This window comes from Phenylobacterium sp. (genome assembly GCF_046463815.1).
In the GTDB taxonomy this organism is placed as follows: domain Bacteria; phylum Pseudomonadota; class Alphaproteobacteria; order Caulobacterales; family Caulobacteraceae; genus Phenylobacterium.
In genome coordinates this window covers 1-16,501 of the sequence record NZ_JBKBRO010000001.1, presented here as the reverse complement: position 1 = coordinate 16,501, position 16,501 = coordinate 1, and the positions used below count along the sequence as shown (strand labels likewise).

Sequence of the window (16,501 nt, the reverse complement as noted above, 5' to 3'; positions counted from 1 at the left end):
GGTTGGTTCACGGAATTAGGTGAACATCTCCAGCATCCAGGCCGGCACCCGGCGGGGACGGCCGGTGGCCTGTTCGATCAGAACCCAGGTGGTCTTCACCTGGGCGCACATCTGGCCGTCCGGGCCGTCGATGCGGATGAAGCGGTCGAAACGCGGGCCCTCGGCCGTGTCCGAGACCCAGGTGCGCGCCTGCGCCGTCTCGCCCGGCATCAGCGCGCGGCGGTAGTCGACCTCGTGGCGCAGCGCCACCCAGGCCCAGGTCGCCTGCGCCTCGGCCGGCGCGAGCGAGCGCCAGTGCGCCACGCCCATGTCCTGGGCCCAGCGCAGGTAGACCACGTTGTTGACGTGGCCGTTCTCGTCGATGTCGTCAGGCGTGGGCTCGAACGTAAGACTGAAGACCTGCCGGCCCTCCGGCGGTTCGAGCAGCTTGGTCACGCGTCCAGGAGGCCCTGTTCGGCCAGCAGGCCCTTCAGTTCGCCCGACTGGAACATCTCGCGGACGATGTCGGCGCCGCCGACGAACTCGCCCTTCACGTAGAGCTGCGGGATGGTCGGCCAGTCGGAGAAGGTCTTGATGCCTTCGCGGAGCTGCTCGTTCTGCAGGACGTCGACGCCGGTGAAGTCCACGCCCAGGTGGTCGAGGATCTGCACCACCACGGCCGAGAAGCCGCAGCGGGGCTGTTCCGGCGCGCCCTTCATGAACAGGATCACCGGATGGTCGGCCACGGCCTGGGCGATCCAGTCGTGGACGGGGTTGGCGGTCGCAGCGTCGGTCATGGCGCGCCCTTTCGGCGGAAATCGTCAGGCCAAGAGCTAGGGACGGCGGTCCCCAGGGTCAAGCGTGTCAGCCTGGCGCGGACGTCTCGAGCGCCAGGGCGTGCAGTTCCCCGCCCATCCGCCCCTTCAGCGCGGCGTAGACGAGCTGGTGCTGGCGCACGCGCGGCAGGCCCGCGAAGGCCTTCGAGACGATGCGCGCACGATAGTGGTCGCCGTCGCCGGCCAGGTCCTGGATCTGGATGTCGGCGTCGGGGAAGCCGTCGCGCAGGGCGGCTTCGAGGTCTTCGAGGGCCATCGGCATGGCCCGGTGATAGGCCCGCCCTATCCGAAGGTCCAGAGCAGGCTGGCGCCGAACCCGCCCATCAGGACGGCTGCGCCCCGGTCCAGCGGGCGCTGGGCGCGGGCGTAGGCCTGGGCCGCCCGGACGCCCGAGAACGCCAGGGCCAGCGCCACCTGCCAGACGAGGCAGGTGAGGCAGACGATGGCCACCGCCGCGCCGTGGACCCAGGTCGGGCTGTCCGGCCCGACGTAGGCCGAGAAGATGCTGGCGAAGAACAGCACCGACTTGGGGTTGGTGAGGCAGATGGCCAGGCCCTGCCAGAAGGCCGCCCGCGCGGCGCCCGACGGCGGCTCCCCGGCCGGCGGCTCGGGCTTCGAGCGCCAGAGCTGGACGGCGAACCAGATCAGGTAGAGCCCGCCGGCGATGCGCAGGACCTTGTAGAGCCAGGGGGCGGCGGCCAGCACGGCGGCCAGGCCCACGGCCGCGGCGGCGCACCACAGGACGCACCCCGCCGTCGCGCCGAGCGCGGCGGCGACCGCCGGCCCTCGCCCGCGGCGGACGGCCAGGCGCATGGTCAGGAAGTTGCTGGGTCCCGGGACGATCGAGGTCGCCAGCGTGACCACGAACAGCGAGAGGAGGCCAAGGACGTGCGGACTCATCATGGCCCCCAACTAGCAGGGCCCTGCCGCCAAGTCCTGTCAGCAGGCTCAGTCGATGATCGCCGAATACACCAGGCTCTTGAGCTGGCCCCGGAAGTTGAAGGTCGCCGAGGGCATGAGCTGGGTCATGAAGACCACGCAGAGGTCTTCCTTCGGATCGACCCAGAAGATCGTTGAGGCCGCCCCGCCCCAGTAGTAGTCGCCAGCGCCGAGCGTCGCGGTCCGCACCTGGCTCATGGTCGAGGCGAAGCCCAGGCCGAAGCCCACGCCCTCGTTGGAGGTCTCGGAGAATGAGCCCAGGGCGACCTGGGCCAGGTCCTGGCCGCCCGGCAGGTGGTTCATGTGCATGAGCTCGAGCGTGCGCGGGCCCAGCACCCTGTGGCCGTCCAGCTCGCCGCCTCGGCGCAGCATCTCGCAGAAGCGCAGGTAGTCGGCGGTGGTCCCCACCAGGCCGCCGCCGCCGGACTTGAAACCCGGCTCGGTCAGGTAGTGGCTGGTCTCGGGGTCGTCGATCAGCTTCAGCGTCTTGTCGGGCATGCGCTGGTAGTTGGCGGCGAAGCGGGCCTGCTTGTCGGCCGGCACGCTGAAGGCGGTGTCCGTCATGCCCAGCGGATCGAAGATGGTCTCCTGGAGGTACTGGGCGAAGGGCTTGCCCGAGACGATCTCGACGAGCGCGCCGCAGACGTCGGTGGCCAGCGAATACATCCAGGCCGACCCCGGCTGATAGCGCAGGGGGACCTGGGCCATCTTTTCCATGAAGGTCTGCATGCTGTCGGCGCTGCCGAACGAGCGGACCTTGAGGTCGCGGTAGATCTGGTCGATCGGGTGCTGGATGCCCACGCCCGGCAGGCCGCCGCCGTAGGTGAAGCCGGCGGTGTGGGTGAGCACGTCCTTGAAGCTGACCGGCCGGCGGGCGGGCTCGGTCTGCATGGTGTCGCCTTCGCCCGCGGCCCAGACGCGGTGCTCCTTCCACGAGGGCACGAAGCGGCTCACCGGGTCGTTGAGCTGGAAATAGCCCTGCTCGTAGAGGGTCATCAGCGCCACCGAGGTGATCGGCTTGGTCATGGAATAGATGCGGTAGAGGGTGTCGTCCGTGGTGGGCTTGCCCCGTTCCCGGTCCATCAGGCCGAAGGACTTGAAGTAGGCGACGTGCCCGTGGCGGGCGACCGCCACCTGGCAGCCCGCGATCTTGCCCGGTGCGATGTAGTTCCGCTCCAGATGGTCGCCGATGCGTTCGAGCCGCCCCGCGTCGAGGCCGGTCCACTGGGATTGGGCGTCCATCGTCATCCTCCCGCACTATCGTCTTGGCTTCTTGTCGGGCCATCATGAACGCCGATAACCGGGTACGTCGAGGGAAAGCGGAATGGACGAGCTGGAGGCGCTGGGCGCCGGGATCGGGGAACGGTTGAAGGCGCGCGGCGAGACGGTCGCCGTGAACGAGAGCTCGTCCGGGGGCCTGATCTCGGCGGCCCTGCTGAGCGTCCCCGGCGCCAGCGCCTACTACCTCGGCGGGGCGGTGGTCTACACGCCCAGGGCCCGGGTGCTGCTGACGGAAATCCCCAAGGAGGCCCTGGCCGGCATGCGCTCGGCCAGCGAACCCTACGCCCTGCTGCTGGCCCGCAACGCGCGCGAGCGGTTCGGCGCCGCCTGGGGCGTCTCGGAGACCGGGGCCGCGGGGCCCACCGGCAATCCCTATGGCGATGCGCCAGGTCACACCTGCGTGGCGGTGTCCGGACCCGTAGAGGCGGTGCTGACCATCGAGACCGGCGAGGCCGACCGGAGCGCCAACATGCGGGCCTTCGCGGCCGCGGCGCTGGAGCTGCTCCGGCGGGCGATGGACTGAGGGGCGCCCGCGCGGACGCCCCTCCGCCCTCAGGATCAGAACTGGATGTTCGCCCCCACGAACACCGTCCGGCCGCTGGAGGTCTCGTTCCACAGCCGTTTGGCCTGGGCGCCGTTGTACTGGATTTCCCGCTCGTCGGTGAGGTTGATGGCGTCCAAGGTCAGCCGCACCCTGTCGGTCAGCTGGTAGAAGGCCGCGGCGTCGACATAGGTGGTGGCCCGGAAGCCGCCCTGGTCGATGGGATAGTCCGAGCGGTAGTTGGACGACACCCGGGCTCCCCACCTGGCCGTCTCGTAATAGAGCGTGACGTTGTGGGTGAGGTCGCTCATCCCCCAGATCGGGCCTGTTTGGCCGTTCGGGTAGGTGGTCTTGGAGTCGATGAACGTGATGTTGGCCACCACGCCCAGGTCCTTCAGCACCCCCGGCAGGAAGAAGAAGTCCGTCTGAAGGCTGAACTCCAGGCCGGTGATCTCGGCGTCGTTGAGGTTGATGGGCCGGTTGAACTCGTCGACGTTGGTCGAGCCGCCGACGCCCGGGAGCAGGTTGTCCGGCAGGCCGGTGGACGAATAGGGCACGTTGGTGACCCGCTGGCTGACCACCAGGCCGTCGATCTTCTTGTGGAACACGCCGGCGGCCACCATGCCGACCTCGCCGAAGTACCATTCGGCTGCCGCGTCGTACTCGTCCGAGGTGTAGGGATCGAGCTCGGGGTTGCCCATGCTGACGGTGACGAATCCCGAGTTGGCGTCGCGGCTCACCGAGCCGTTCATGGCGTAGGAGCCCAGCGAGGGGCGGTTGATGTTCTGGGCCGCCGAGGCGCGGATCTGGAGCTGCGGGGTCACCTCCAGCACGGCGTTGAGGGCCGGCAGCACGCCCGAATAGGTGTTGCTGACCGTCACCGGGCCGACGTTGGCCACGCCTGAGGACGTGAGTTCCGTCTCGTACACGCGCGCGCCGACGTTGCCGCGCAGGGTCATGCCGCCCACCTCGGTGCGCCAGTCGAGCTGGGCGTAGCCGGCGGTGGTGTCCTCGTCGACCGAATAGATCGAGCGCGGCGCCCCCAGCGTCCGCGTGACGCCGTACTTGGCCAGGGCCTTGTCCCAGTCGACGATCACCCAGGACTGGTCGTCGTGCTTGTCGAAGATCTTGTAGTAGTCGTTCACCCGGTCATCGAGCGCGCCGGTTTCCCACGGCGTCTTCAGAAGGTCGTCGGTCGACTGCGAATAGCCGGAGTTGCGGAAGCTGCGGAACGAGCCGCCGACCTTCAGGGTGGCCGCGTCGCTGAACTCGTACGCCAGGTTCAGCTCGGCGTTGTCGAGACGGGTCTTCTGGTAGGTGGCCGAGAAGTCGATCTCGTGGGCCCGGAAGTTGTTCGGGTCGGTGGTGTCCCACTTGTAGGTGTTGCGCGCGTCCCGGCCATCGGCGCTGTAGTCGGTGATCAGGCCGCCGAACGCCTCGGTGTAGAACTTGTCCGAGATCGGGATGTCGTAGTCGGACTGCTCGTGGCCCAGATGGCCGTCGACCTTCAGCCGGTCGGTGAGCTCCCATTCGCCGGTGAACACCACCTGCTGGAAGGTGTTCTTGGTCTCCTGGCGGCGGGTCTCGGTGGCGAACACGGTGTTGTCCACGTCGGCGTAGAGGACCGAGTTGTACTCGTCCCAGCGCACGGCGTTGAGGCGGGGCGGCGGGCTGGTGATCCCCGAGTGCCGGACCGTCCCGCCCAGGATCGTGGATCCCTGCGAGGCGCGGGTGGCCAGGTGCAGCTCGCTGCGGTCGTTGGTGAATTCGCCGTAGAGGCCGTCCAGCGTCAGGGTGAGCGTGTCGAGCGGTCGCCACTGCACGGCGGCGGTGAGGCCCAGGCGCTCCTGGTCCGCTCCCCAAACCGACAGGCGGTTGCCGCGCTGGAAGACCAGCGTGCCCGACTGCACCTTCGCGCGGTCGGCGGCGCTGAGCGGCGAAAGGTCTGTGGCGCCCGGGCCGATGGGGCTGGCGGTATAGGTGTTGTAGCCCTGCTCCTCGGTTTCGCGCTTCGACCAGGCCGCCGAGACGAGGATGCCGAACCGGTCGTCCCGGTTCCTGCTGAGCATCCCCGCGAGGCGGTGCTGGAAGTCCTCGGTGGCCGAGTTGGTGCCGCCCTGGACGGAGAGCGCCGCGCGCGTGCCGTCGTAGGCGAAGGGCTTGGCGGTGTAGAGGCCGACGGTGCCGGCCATGCCGCCCTCGTCCTGCTCGGCCGAGAACGACTTGCGCACCTCGACCTTGGTGAAGAGCTCGGAGGCGAAGACGTTGAAGTCGAAGGCCCGGTCGCGAGAGGTCTGGCCGCGGCTGTCCATCGGGCTGTCGACGTTACCCAGCACCTCCATGCCGTTGAGCTGGACGCGGGTGAAGTCGGGGCCGAGGCCGCGCAGGCTCACGCGCCGGCCCTCGCCGCCCTCGCGGTTGATAGCCACGCCCGGAAGGCGCTGCAGGGACTCGGCCAGGTTGAGGTCGGGGAACTTGGCCATGTCCTCGGCCACGATCACGTCCGAGGCGATCTCGGCGTCGCGCTTCAACTCGCGCGCGGCCACCAGCGAGCCGCGGAAACCCGTGACGACCACCTCGTCGACGGCGCCCTCCTGGGTCCCGTCCTGGGCGTGGGCCGCGCCGCCGAGCAGCACGAAGGCTATGACGCCGGACGCCGCGCCCGCGGCGAGCGTCTTCCTGGGATGATGCATGTTGCGTTGCTCCAGCCGCCGGGAGGGTTTCGTGAATCGATCCCGGCCGGGTGGAACCGGCGTTAGGGGCGCTCCGTGACGGGGGCTTGAAAATTAAGGCAAAGCTTGATGACTGCGCCCGGCGCACGTCGAGGTGGCGCCTGCGGCGCCTGGACAATGGGCCGGCCCTGACCGGGATCGAGGCGCCGGCGGCTCAGTCGCGGGCGGCGAGATCGGCGCGGATGCGGCTGAGCAGCAGGCTCACGTGGTCGTCCACCTCGGCCACGAAGGCCTGGAACGCCTCGTCGGGGCGGGCGGCTGTCTCGTAGGGTCCGGAGAGGGTGTCGATCAAGCCGGGCAGCTCGATCTCCAGCTCGGCGATCAGGCGGCGCAGCAGCACCTCGTGGGCGGCCAGGCGGACGAGGACCTGGCGGTCGGGATCGCTCATTGGCTCGCTCCGCGGGCTTCCAGGGGAACGACGGCTTCCAGCACGTCGCCCCGGACGAGGTGGAGAATATCGTAGCGATCCATCGTGGGATCGATATGGCCAGGGGCGAGCTCGACCCGTTCGCCGCGTGTCACCGGCCCGTCGGGCCGCATCAGCAGGCCGTGCTCGTCGCCGAAGAATCGGAAGTCGCAGCCGGCGAACTTCGGCGTCAGCGGGTAGGGCAGGGGGCCGTCGGTGGCCAGCGCCTTGAGGCCCGCATCCACCGTCACCCACTTCGGATGGTTGGCGCTGATGACGGTGGCGGCGACCGACAGGCTCTGGGCGAAGGCGCCGTCGGGGTCATCGCCAAGGGCCTCGCGGTACTCGCGGTCCATGAAGGCGTAGGAGCCGGGCTGGACCTCGGTCAGCACGCCCAGCGCCGCGTCGGTGGCGAAGGTGCCGGTGCCGCCGCCGGTGACGACGGCGATCTCGAAGCCGACCTCCTCCAGGGACGCGCGGACCGCGCTCAGGCGCGCCATGCCCTCGGCCACGGCCATGGCGCGGGCCCCGGCGCCCGGCATGTGCTGCCAATGGCCGCCGTAGCCCTGCAGGCCGATCAGGCGCAGGTTCGGCTGGTCGGCGACGGCCCTCGCGACCGCCAGCGCCTGGCCGGGGCCGGAGACGCCGGTGCGGCCCAGGCCCACGTCCACGTCGATCAGCACCTGCACCGGGCTCTGCGCGGCCGCGCCCAGTTCGGCGGCGCCGTCCGGGTGATCCAGCACCATTCGGAAATCGGCGAGGCGTGCGGCCAGGGCGGCGGCGCGGCGGGCAGGGCCTTCGCCCGCGACGGGCGAGGTGACGAGGATCGCTTCGATCCCCGCCCCGGCCAGGGTTTCCGCCTCGGCCAGCTTGGCGCAGCAGACGCCGGCCGCGCCGGCCTCGATCTGGCGGCGCGCGATCCAGGAACACTTGTGGGACTTGGCGTGGGGCCGGAGCGCCAGCCCGGCCACCCGGGCCCGCTCGGCCATCCTCGCCACATTGGCTTCGAAGGCGTCGAGGTCGAGGACCGCCGCGGGCGTCGGGATCGCGTGGCGCGACCCGGGGCGGCCGATCAGGGCGAGCGCCTGGGCGACGTGCGGGTGGTCGGCCAGCGCGCCCAGGCCGGAGGTCACGCGGGCTCGCCCATGTAGGCGGGCATCCAGCCCTCGTGGGCCTGGCGCAGGTCGGCCAGCGGCAGGGTGAAGAGGCCGTCCACGGCGACGGCGTCGCCCTCGGCCTTGCCCACCGCCTGGGCGGGGACGCCGGCGGCCTTGGCGGCGGCGAGGATGGCGTCGGGGGCGGACGTGCCGATCAGGTAACGGGCCTGGTCCTCGCCGAACAGGATCGCATGGGCCATCCCCTGGACGGTCAGGCGGACGCCGACATTGGAAGCCAGCGCCATCTCGCAGGCCGCCGCCATCAGGCCGCCGTCGGAAAGGTCGTGGACGGTCGCGGCCTTGCCGGCCACGATCAGGCTGCGGACGAAGTCGCCGTTGCGGCGCTCGACGGCCAGGTCCACGGGCGGCGGGGCGCCGTCCTCGCGGGCCAGCACCTCGCGCAGGTACATGGACGCGCCGAGCTCCCCCTTCGTCTCGCCGATCAGCACGAGGGTCTCGCCGGCCTTCAGGTTCGAATAGTCGGCGTGGCGGGCATAGTCGCCGATCAGGCCGACGCCGCCCACGGTCGGGGTCGGCGGAATGGCGACGCCGTTGGTCTCGTTGTAGAGGCTGACGTTGCCGCTCACGACCGGGAAGTCCAGGTCGCGGCAGGCTTCCGCCATGCCCTCGATGGCGCGGACGATCTGGCCCATGATCTCGGGCCGCTCGGGATTGCCGAAATTGAGGTTGTCGGTGATGGCAATGGGCTCGGCGCCCACGGCGGTCAGGTTGCGCCAGGCCTCGGCCACGGCCTGCTTGCCGCCCTCGTAGGGATCGTTCTGGACATAGCGCGGCGTGACGTCGGAGGTGACGGCCAGCGCCTTGCGGGTCCCATGAACGCGCACCAGCCCGGCGTCGGCGCCGGTGGCGCTATCCTCCAGGGTGTCGGCCATGACGTGGCGGTCGTACTGCTCCCAGAGCCAGCGCTTGGAGGCCATGTCGGGGGCGCTCATCAGCTTGAGCACCGCGCCGGCCCAGTCGGCCGGCGGCGGGACGTCGGCGGGATCGAGGCGCGGTTCGGCCTTGGGCGCGACCCAGGGGCGGTCGTAGAGCGGGGCGTCGTCGAACAGGGGCGCCAGCGGCACGTCGGCCACGGTCTCGCCCTTGTGCTTGAGCACCAGATGGCCGGTCTCGGTGGTCTTGCCGATGATCGCGGCGTCCAGGCCCCACTTCTCGAAGATGCGCCGGCCGTCGGCCTCGCGGCCGGGCTTCAGGATCGCCAGCATGCGCTCCTGGCTCTCGGACAGCATCATCTCGTAGGCGGTCATGCCTTCCTCGCGCTGGGGCACGGCGTCGAGGTCGAGCTCGATGCCGACGCCGCCCTTGCCGGCCATCTCGACCGAGGAGGAGGTGAGGCCGGCCGCGCCCATGTCCTGGATCGCGGCCACCGCGCCCGAGGCCATGAGCTCCAGGGTCGCCTCGATCAGCAGCTTCTCGGCGAAGGGGTCGCCGACCTGCACCGTCGGGCGCTTCTCCTCCGAGGCGTCGTCGAACTCGGCCGAGGCCATGGTGGCGCCATGGATGCCGTCGCGCCCGGTCTTGGAGCCGAAGTAGACGACCGGCAGGCCCGGGGCCGGCGCGGCCGAGTAGAAGATCTTGTCGGCGTCGGCCAGGCCCACGCACATGGCGTTGACCAGGATGTTGCCGTCGTAGCCGCGGTGGAAGTTGGTCTCGCCCGCCACGGTGGGCACGCCCACGCAGTTGCCGTAGCCGCCGATGCCGGCCACCACGCCCGCCACGAGCCGCTTCGTCTTCGGGTGGCTGGGGTCGCCGAAGCGAAGCGCGTTCAGCAGGGCCACCGGCCGCGCCCCCATCGTGAAGACGTCGCGCATGATGCCGCCCACGCCCGTGGCCGCGCCCTGGTAGGGCTCGATGTAGGACGGGTGGTTGTGGCTCTCCATCTTGAAGATGCACGCCTGCCCGTCGCCGATGTCGATGACGCCGGCGTTCTCGCCCGGGCCCTGGATGACCTTGGCCCCCTTGGTGGGGAACTTCACCAGGTGCTTGCGCGAGCTCTTGTACGAGCAGTGCTCGGACCACATCACCGAGAAGACGCCGAGTTCGACGTCGTTCGGCTCTCGGTTCAGGCGCTTGACGATGAGGTCGTATTCCTCGGGCTTCAGGCCGTACTCGGCGGCCTTTTCGGCCATGGTCTTTGCGGGCTGGGCGCTCATGGCGCGCCTTCTAAACGGACTCTGCCGCGCGCGCGATAGGCCTGCGACGGCGTCCGGCGCGAAGGCGCGCCACGGCGGCGGTCATACGGGCAGCGGACCGCGGGCGGCGGCGTCCGGCGCCGGGCGGATCAGCCGCTGCGGCGTCGGGGTCTCAGGCCGCGGAGCGTCCGGCAGGAGGCCCGCGATCGCCGTGGCGGCCCGCTCGGAGGAGAGGCCGTCGTCTGTCTCGAAGGTGATCCGGAAGCCTGCCTGCTGCGCCGCCAGATACAGGCGGCCGTGAGACCGGGCGGCGTCGATCGCGTCGATCAGGCGGTCGGGGGAATTCAGCACCGGCCCGAAGGTCCAGTGTCTGTAGCTATCGTCTCCTTGCCACGCCACGCCCCGCGGATTGAGGAACACACAGGGCCGGGGGCGGCGGATGAACTCGTACACCTGGCTGCTGACGTCGCCGAGATAGACGTGAGCCATGCGGGTGTAGGTCATGTCGATGGCGGCGGACGAACCGCCGGTGTCGAAATGGATGTTCGGCAGCCCTCGGAAGGGCGCCAGCTCGGGAATCTCCGCCGCCGGGCGTGCGCCGAACAGCCGCAGGTGGGGCGCAAATATCAGATTGTACCGGTCCTGGTGCGCGAACGCCCTGAGCACCTTCAGGCCCCAGTCGGGCCACGAGCCCAGCGTCGCCGAGAAATGCGGATTGTACAGGACGATCGGCCGCTCGGTCGGGAACAGCTTTGGGAGGCCGGGGTTGAGCTGGTCCACGATGTCGAACTTGGGATAGCCCACGACGGCGCACCGCTCGGGACGCACGAGGCCCTCCCCGATCATCCGGTCGCGCTGCTTCACGCCCGCGGCGAACACGAGATCGAACCGCCCTAGCCGAGGTTCGAACGGACCTGCGCGGTCGCCCGCGCCATGCTGCGTGTAGACCAGCTTCGCGCGGACCCCCAGGCGCCGCAGGAGGGCGGTGGTGCGTTCGGGAGCGACGATGACGTCGTAGCGCGCGAGCTGCGGCGCGTTGGCGATCAGGGCCAGCGCCTTGGGCGGCAGACCGTCGAACCATTTCAGCTCCTGCAGCCAGGGCGGACCCAGCAGCCGCCAGCCGATGGGCGCGGGACGGGTGAGGCGGGCGACGAGACGGGCGTAATCCAGGACTTCCGCCGAGGTTGCGGCGACGTCCACCTGGACGTCTGGCCGGGCCAGCGCGAGTTCGCAGGCAGCGGACAGGCTGTGCAGGACCTGGTGAGCCTGGGCGATGTAGAGGAAGCAAACGCGGGGACGCGCGCGCGGCGCTTGGGCAGATGGGATCATGAGGGTTTCCTTGCAGCTTGAGTGCGGGCGGTGGGGCGCGCTCAGCTGCGAGGCGGTCGGTAGGCGGCGTCGGGGTTAGCGCCTGGGAGCTCGGCGTCGGCGGCGAGCCGCCAGTCGAGGGCGCGTTCGGTCAGCGTGGGGAAGGTGACGACCTGCGCCTGGGGCGAGGTGGCGTGCGCGATGTGGTGAGCCCCGGCGGCGGCCTTGTGGCGTCCGTGGTTGAGAGTGTTGTCGGTGGCGTCGAAGGCAGCGATCAGCCGGCCTGCGGCGGTCGGCGCGCGAGTGAGCGGCGTCTCCCGCGCCAGGGAATCGAGAGGCGGTCCGAGCACGAGCACGAACGCGACGGCCGCGAGCAATGCCCGCAGCAACCCTGCGCCGAAAATCTCGACGGCCAACGGCATGGCGTCCCTCGACGGTGGCCGCGTCTGCCGGGCGCCGGGGCGGCCTTGTCCGAGCCCGTAGCTTGACCTTGCTTTGTGTCGTTGGGATGGCGTTCGGCCTGCGGCAAGGCGCCGCGCCCGAGCCAAGAAAAAGGGGCGCCGCGTCGCCGCAGCGCCCCTTCCCAAATCGTGGCCGGCGGCGCGGGGCCGCCGGCCGTTCTCTCCTAGTAGCGCAGGGTGCCGTTCACGAAGAACACGCGGCCCAGAACGTCGTAGGTGTTCGGGTAGCCGCTGTTCGACGGCGAGGCGTTGCCGCCCAGGATCGGGTAGGATTCCTGGGTCAGGTTACGCACGCCGGCGGTGAACGAGACGTTCTCGGTCGCCGCCCAGTCGGCCGACAGGTTGATGTAGTTCTTGGCCCCGATCTTCTCGACGATGAAGTTCGAGTTCGGGTTGTCGTCGGTCACGTCGTCCAGGTGGTTCCACACCAGGTTGACGCCGTAGTTCTTGTACTTCCACACCACCGAGGTGTTGACCTTGTGGCGCGGCGTGATGCCGGTGCCGCCGCCGTTGCAGTTCGGGCCGAACTTGTCGGCGCACTTCAGCGGCGCGGAGATTTCGTCCGGCGTGAAGGTCAGCTTCCAGGTGTTGGTGTACAGGCTGCGGACCGCCAGCGAACCCCAGTCGGGCAGGCCGACGTCGGCCAGGTCGAACTGATAGCTGACCTGGACGTCCACGCCTTCGGTGGCGTTCTTGGCGACGTTCTGCAACTGCAGCGACACGTAGTCGATGCTGCCGTTGGCGAGACGCCTCACGGCCTGGCAGTACGGCGAGGCCGGGTTCCCGTTCACCGTCGCGTTCTTGTAGCAGACGTTCAGCACGTTGGCCGTGCTGCCGCCGAACGAGGCGATGTAGTCGTCGATCTTGACGTTGAAGTAGTCGACGGTCACCGACAGGCCCGGCGCGAAGGCCGGGGTCCAGACGAAGCCGGCGGTGTAGGTGTCGGCCACTTCCGGCGCCAGGTTCGGGTTGCCGCCCGTGAGCGTCTGGGTCTGCTGATTGGCCTGGATCACGCCAACCAGGTTCGCCGGCACGCCCGAGTTGATGCAGGCCTGACGGACCGCGGCGGTTGGGTTGCCCTGGGCCGAGCAGGGGTCGGTGGCGGTCGGGAAGCCGTTGCCGATCGGGGCGAAGAGTTCGCCCACCGACGGCGCGCGGACGGCGCGGTTGTAGGACGCGCGCAGACGCAGGTCATCGTTAATCGACCAGTCCCCGGCGACCTTGTAGGTCTTGGTCGTCTTGTCCTGCGACGAATAGTCGGACAGACGGCCGGCGACTTCCAGCGACAGTTCCTTGATGAAGGGCATGTCCTTCAGCAGCGGAACGTAGGCTTCGCCCGAGAGCTCGTAGACGTCGATGTAGCCGCTGACCGGCGGCGAGGCGTTGAAGCCCGTCAGGTTGCCGGCGGCGAGGTCCTGGCTGGGCCGGAACGCGAACTCGTCCGACCGGTATTCGGCGCCGATCGAGAAGCCGATCGGGCCGGCCGGCAGGCTGAAGAACTTCTCGGTGTCGCCGCTCAGGAAGGCCTGGGCGATGATTTCCTCGAAGTCCTGCGACGAGTTGATGCGGGTCGAGATGAAGTTCGCCGCCGCGGCGCTCATGCGGCCGGCGCCGAACAGGTTCACCGGCACGCAGCCGCCCGACGGGTCGGCGCAGCCGGTGCCGGCGGCGTTCAGCAGGAGGCCCTGCTGGATGCGCTGGAGGCTGGTGTCGCCGAGCAGCGAGTTCGAGCCGTGGGTGTTGCCGTATTGCAGGCCCAGTTCCCACCGGCCGTTGATGGCGTCGACCTTGCCGGTCAGGCCGCCCTGCATCTGGAAGCCGTAGAAGTTGAAGTTCGAGATGCGCGGGCCGACTTCCGACAGGCGGCGGTTGAACACGCCGGTGACGGTGTCGAAGATGCCGTCGCCGTCGGAATCCACGTCGGTGAAGGTGCCGGCGGTCCAGGACGCCGACGAGGGGATCGTGTAGGCGGTCGTCGAACCCAGGCTGTTCAGCGCCTGCTTGGCGGCGGCGGTCAGGAAGGGGTTGTTGTCGAGCGTGAACCGGAAGGTCCGGTTGCCGATCGGCGTCGGCGCCAGCTGGGTGGTGACCCGGCTGTTGACGAAGTTGCCCTTCAGGGTCGCTTCGATGGTGTCGGTGATGTCATAGCGGCCGATGGCCGTCACCGAGTAGCGTTCCTGCGGGGTCTGCTCGTAGTTGACCGGCGCGAAGTTGTAGGTGTCCGGCGCGCCCGCGTAGAGGCGGACGTTGCCGTCGGCGAGGAACAGGGCCGAGTTGGCGGCGAGGTTCGGCTGGCCCGGCAGGGTCACGAAGCGGCCGGCCACGAACGGGTTCACGCGGCCGTCTTCCTGCGAGCCGGAGCCCGAGAAGATGAGGGCGCGGTTGGCGGCGTTGGCCGGAGGCTCGCCCAGCGACAGGTGCAGCTTGTCCTGCGGGCTGTCGCCCTGGAAGAAGGGCTCGCGCTTGTTGTAGCCCAGGCTCAGCATGACGTTGCCGCGATCGAAGCTGGCGCCGGCGGTGGCCGACCAGTCGTAGATCTTGGCGTCGCCCTCGTCCGTGGACGAGAAGCCGGCGCGGGTTTCGAAGCCCTCGAAGTTGCGCTTCAGGATGAAGTTCACGACGCCCGAGATGGCGTCGGAGCCGTACACGGCCGAGGCGCCGCCCGTCATGACCTCGATCCGGTCGATCATGGCCGGCGGGATCAGGTTGATGTCGACCGAGCCGGTCGAGGTGGTCGGGATCTGGCGCTTGCCGTCGACCAGCACCAGGGTGCGGATCGAACCCAGGCCGCGCAGGTTGACGGTGGCGATGCCGCCGTTGCCGTTATTGACGGTGCCGGTGACGCCCGGAGCCGCTTGCGGCAGGGTGGCCAGCAGGTTTTCCGTGTTCACGACGCCCTGGGCCTTCATTTCGGCTTCGCCGACGGTGGCCACCGGGCTGACGGAGGTCAGGTCCTGACGGGCGATACGCGACCCGGTGACGACCAGCTCCTCGACTTCCTGCGCATACGCCGGCGCGGCGACCAGGACGGCCCCGAGCACCGTCGACGCCATCAGGCGCGCGCGGTTGGAAGATCTCTTCATTCTGGAGTGCTCCAAACAATAGCTCGCAAACCCGCGCGCGCTGTCGCAGCGGCGCGGACCTGCCCCCCCGCCAACCCCTTTGGCGAGCTCTGCTATCGGGGTGTGGTCAGTTGCAGTTACGGTCAAGCGGGTGATGACGCGTGGTTACGTCCTGGGATTGAAAATACGTCAATAGACGTACCTGTGTTACATTTTGGTCACTTTTGGAGGTAGGGCGCGCCGGGGCGATACGCCTGCTATAGCTCAGGGCGAACCAACCGTTCCCCGGAGGGGCGATTCCGTGACCTTGCCGACGATCAGCATCCGCGCCGACGTGAGGGGCGAAGCGCACGCGGATGTGTACCGTCGCGACGGCGTGGTGCAGGTCGCGGACCTGCTGGAGCCCGCCGCGGCCGAGGGGGTGGGCGACCTGCTCGCGGGGCTGCCCTACGCCATCGTGGCGCCTGACGAGACCGGCCAGACCCTGGTGATCGACGACGCCGTCATGCGCCGCTTCGGCGAACAGCAGGTGCGGGGCTTCCTGGGCGAGACGGTGAAACGGGCGGCCGGCGGCTTCGCCTTCATCCACCGCAGCTACGCCCTTCAGGACGAGTACGCGCGCGATCCGCAGGCGCCGATCGCCCGGGTGACCGAGTTCCTGCAAGGGCGCGACTTCCTGGACCTGGCCCAGGCCATCGTCGGCGAACCGGTGGCCGGGCTGCGCGTGCAGGCCTCGCACTACCGGCGGGGCGACTTCCTGACCCTGCACGACGACACCCACAGGACCGACGACCGGATCGCCGCCTTCACCCTGGGCTTCACGCGCGGCTGGCGCCCGGACTGGGGCGGCCAGCTCCTGTTCCACGACGATCGCGGCGACGTGGAGCGGGGCTTCGTCCCGCGCTTCAACGTGCTCACCGTGTTCCGCGTGCCCCGGCCCCACTCGGTGGCCCCGGTGGCGCCCTATGCCGGCCAGCCGCGGCTGTCGCTGACCGGCTGGTTCCTCCGCTCATGAACGCGGGCGGGACGCTGGACTTGCGCTCGGGCTTGCGGGCCGCCGACTACGCCGCGGCCTACGCCCGCGATGGGGTCGTGCAGATCGAGGGGCTGTTCCCGCTCGAAGTGGCCGAGACCCTGGCGGCGGTCCTGGACCGGGCGACGCCCTGGTCGCTCGCCCATTCCAACCCGCTCGGCGGGCACGTGGTGCTGGATCAGGCGGCGATGGCGGCCAGGCCCCAGGCGGAGGTGCGGGCCGAACTCGCCGAGGTGGTGCGGCGGGCCGGGCACGGCTTCGCCTACCTCTACCTCGTCTATCCGATGATCGACGCCTACCTGGACGGGCGGGCGCCCGACCATCCGCTGAACGCCCTCACCGAATTCCTGAACAGCCCGCCGTTCCTCGACTTTGTCCACGAGGTCACGGGCGAGATGGTGGTGAAGGTCGACGCCCAGGCCACCTGCTACCGCCCCGGCCACTTCCTCACCCTGCACGACGATCGGGGCGCGGGCGAGCGGCGCGCCGCCTACACCTGCGAATTCCACGCGATCGTGGGCACGAATTCCACGGCAAGGTGGGCACGAATTCCACGCGATGGTGGGCACGGATTCCACGGGATCGTGGGCGCCCCCTGATCTGAGGGGGGTGA

The 16,501-nt window shown here is 69.7% G+C and carries 15 protein-coding genes; 3 read left to right on the top strand and 12 right to left on the bottom strand.

Features of this window, described 5'->3' with window-relative positions:
- Window positions 1-15 precede the first annotated feature (15 nt).
- The 5 genes from ACK4TT_RS00075 to ACK4TT_RS00055 form a co-directional block, all read right to left on the bottom strand.
- The gene (locus ACK4TT_RS00075; RefSeq protein ID WP_409636030.1) at window positions 16-435 is read right to left on the bottom strand and encodes an acyl-CoA thioesterase; all 420 of its coding nucleotides are present in this window, start codon (window positions 433-435) and stop codon (window positions 16-18) included.
- Entirely contained in the window at window positions 432-776 is a 345-nt protein-coding gene (gene grxD / locus ACK4TT_RS00070) for a Grx4 family monothiol glutaredoxin (protein ID WP_409636033.1), read from the bottom strand. Before grxD ends, ACK4TT_RS00075 begins: the two co-directional genes overlap by 4 nt.
- 67 nt (window positions 777-843) lie before the next feature.
- On the bottom strand, window positions 844-1,077 hold the full coding sequence (locus tag ACK4TT_RS00065) for a BolA family protein (RefSeq protein ID WP_410212078.1): 234 nt from the start codon (window positions 1,075-1,077) through the stop codon (window positions 844-846).
- 20 nt (window positions 1,078-1,097) lie between these two features.
- Window positions 1,098-1,715 (bottom strand): LysE family translocator, encoded by a 618-nt coding sequence (locus tag ACK4TT_RS00060; RefSeq protein WP_409636039.1) that lies wholly within the window; start codon window positions 1,713-1,715, stop codon window positions 1,098-1,100.
- Between the two features lie 48 nt (window positions 1,716-1,763).
- Window positions 1,764-2,996 (bottom strand): serine hydrolase domain-containing protein, encoded by a 1,233-nt coding sequence (locus ACK4TT_RS00055; RefSeq protein WP_409636042.1) that lies wholly within the window; start codon window positions 2,994-2,996, stop codon window positions 1,764-1,766.
- A gap of 82 nt (window positions 2,997-3,078) precedes the next feature.
- Between ACK4TT_RS00055 and ACK4TT_RS00050 the strand changes: the two genes are divergently transcribed.
- Window positions 3,079-3,558: a CinA family protein gene (locus ACK4TT_RS00050; RefSeq protein WP_409636045.1), complete on the top strand. Its 480-nt coding sequence runs from the start codon at window positions 3,079-3,081 to the stop codon at window positions 3,556-3,558.
- 35 nt (window positions 3,559-3,593) lie between these two features.
- Here ACK4TT_RS00050 and ACK4TT_RS00045 read toward each other — a convergent pair whose 3' ends face one another.
- The 7 genes from ACK4TT_RS00045 to ACK4TT_RS00015 all read right to left on the bottom strand — a co-directional run bounded on the left by ACK4TT_RS00045 (window position 3,594) and on the right by ACK4TT_RS00015 (window position 14,876).
- The gene (locus tag ACK4TT_RS00045; protein ID WP_410212077.1) at window positions 3,594-6,269 is read right to left on the bottom strand and encodes a TonB-dependent receptor; all 2,676 of its coding nucleotides are present in this window, start codon (window positions 6,267-6,269) and stop codon (window positions 3,594-3,596) included.
- Between the two features lie 193 nt (window positions 6,270-6,462).
- Window positions 6,463-6,696 carry a hypothetical protein gene (locus ACK4TT_RS00040; RefSeq protein WP_409636051.1) on the bottom strand — a complete coding sequence of 78 codons (234 nt, stop codon included), beginning with the start codon at window positions 6,694-6,696 and terminating at the stop codon, window positions 6,463-6,465.
- A complete protein-coding gene (locus tag ACK4TT_RS00035) occupies window positions 6,693-7,847 on the bottom strand; it encodes a DSD1 family PLP-dependent enzyme (RefSeq protein WP_410212076.1) in 1,155 nt (384 codons plus the stop codon). The genes ACK4TT_RS00040 and ACK4TT_RS00035 overlap by 4 nt, the downstream gene beginning before the upstream one ends.
- Entirely contained in the window at window positions 7,844-10,045 is a 2,202-nt protein-coding gene (purL, locus tag ACK4TT_RS00030) for a phosphoribosylformylglycinamidine synthase subunit PurL (protein ID WP_410212075.1), read from the bottom strand. The genes ACK4TT_RS00035 and purL overlap by 4 nt, the downstream gene beginning before the upstream one ends.
- A gap of 81 nt (window positions 10,046-10,126) precedes the next feature.
- Window positions 10,127-11,353, bottom strand: a complete 1,227-nt coding sequence (locus ACK4TT_RS00025) for a glycerophosphotransferase (RefSeq protein WP_409636059.1) — start codon at window positions 11,351-11,353, stop codon at window positions 10,127-10,129.
- A 41-nt stretch (window positions 11,354-11,394) separates the two neighbouring features.
- On the bottom strand, window positions 11,395-11,754 hold the full coding sequence (locus ACK4TT_RS00020) for a hypothetical protein (RefSeq protein WP_410212074.1): 360 nt from the start codon (window positions 11,752-11,754) through the stop codon (window positions 11,395-11,397).
- Between the two features lie 203 nt (window positions 11,755-11,957).
- Window positions 11,958-14,876 (bottom strand): TonB-dependent receptor plug domain-containing protein, encoded by a 2,919-nt coding sequence (locus ACK4TT_RS00015; RefSeq protein WP_409636065.1) that lies wholly within the window; start codon window positions 14,874-14,876, stop codon window positions 11,958-11,960.
- Window positions 14,877-15,156: 280 nt separating this feature from the next.
- Between ACK4TT_RS00015 and ACK4TT_RS00010 the strand changes: the two genes are divergently transcribed.
- Window positions 15,157-15,870, top strand: a complete 714-nt coding sequence (locus ACK4TT_RS00010) for a 2OG-Fe(II) oxygenase family protein (protein ID WP_409636068.1) — start codon at window positions 15,157-15,159, stop codon at window positions 15,868-15,870.
- A 20-nt stretch (window positions 15,871-15,890) separates the two neighbouring features.
- Window positions 15,891-16,487 carry a hypothetical protein gene (locus ACK4TT_RS00005; protein WP_410212073.1) on the top strand — a complete coding sequence of 199 codons (597 nt, stop codon included), beginning with the start codon at window positions 15,891-15,893 and terminating at the stop codon, window positions 16,485-16,487.
- Window positions 16,488-16,501 lie beyond the last annotated feature (14 nt).

Coding starts and splice junctions, on each gene's coding strand:
- grxD (WP_409636033.1), bottom strand. CDS start 776: ATGACCGACGCTGCGACCGCCAACCCCGTCCACGACTGGATCGCCCAG.
- ACK4TT_RS00065 (WP_410212078.1), bottom strand. CDS start 1,077: ATGCCGATGGCCCTCGAAGACCTCGAAGCCGCCCTGCGCGACGGCTTC.
- ACK4TT_RS00060 (WP_409636039.1), bottom strand. CDS start 1,715: ATGAGTCCGCACGTCCTTGGCCTCCTCTCGCTGTTCGTGGTCACGCTG.
- ACK4TT_RS00055 (WP_409636042.1), bottom strand. CDS start 2,996: ATGGACGCCCAATCCCAGTGGACCGGCCTCGACGCGGGGCGGCTCGAA.
- ACK4TT_RS00050 (WP_409636045.1), top strand. CDS start 3,079: ATGGACGAGCTGGAGGCGCTGGGCGCCGGGATCGGGGAACGGTTGAAG.
- ACK4TT_RS00045 (WP_410212077.1), bottom strand. CDS start 6,269: ATGCATCATCCCAGGAAGACGCTCGCCGCGGGCGCGGCGTCCGGCGTC.
- ACK4TT_RS00040 (WP_409636051.1), bottom strand. CDS start 6,696: ATGAGCGATCCCGACCGCCAGGTCCTCGTCCGCCTGGCCGCCCACGAG.
- purL (WP_410212075.1), bottom strand. CDS start 10,045: ATGAGCGCCCAGCCCGCAAAGACCATGGCCGAAAAGGCCGCCGAGTAC.
- ACK4TT_RS00025 (WP_409636059.1), bottom strand. CDS start 11,353: ATGATCCCATCTGCCCAAGCGCCGCGCGCGCGTCCCCGCGTTTGCTTC.
- ACK4TT_RS00020 (WP_410212074.1), bottom strand. CDS start 11,754: ATGCCGTTGGCCGTCGAGATTTTCGGCGCAGGGTTGCTGCGGGCATTG.
- ACK4TT_RS00015 (WP_409636065.1), bottom strand. CDS start 14,876: ATGAAGAGATCTTCCAACCGCGCGCGCCTGATGGCGTCGACGGTGCTC.